This window comes from Staphylococcus sp. HMSC072H03, from assembly GCF_001809305.1.
Classification (GTDB): domain Bacteria; phylum Bacillota; class Bacilli; order Staphylococcales; family Staphylococcaceae; genus Staphylococcus; species Staphylococcus hominis.
Genome location: NZ_KV796904.1, coordinates 1 through 358, shown reverse-complemented (window position 1 = coordinate 358; position 358 = coordinate 1). Strand labels below are relative to the sequence as shown.

Annotated in this window: 1 pseudogene; it reads left to right on the top strand. The window is 35.2% G+C overall.

Going from position 1 to position 358, the window contains the following annotated elements:
• Positions 1–358 (top strand): annotated as a pseudogene (locus tag HMPREF2578_RS08690) (hypothetical protein); the annotation flags it as partial.

The window sequence follows — 358 nt, the reverse complement described above, 5'->3', positions numbered from 1 at the left end:
TGTTTTAGCTACAGATATTGATATCGCTAAAATAAGAGACTACTTTATTGATTATCATGCTCATACGGTCTCTGAACGATCACTGGCAGATAAAGCGATCGAAGTCATTACGCAATTTGTAGCACAAAACCGTGGTAAGTTTTCTGATGACAAAGCGTTAAAGAATATGATGGAGAACTATGGACTAATTGCCTTAAAAGATGATTATATCGAAGTCAAAATCATTGCGTCTGTATTTAAAAATATGTTGGCAGAGCATCACTTCCAAGATGTTAATAATGTCGTGAATGCACTAAAGGATAAGGGATTTATCGAATCTGACCGTGATCGAATTACGAAAAAACGAACAGTCAAAGAT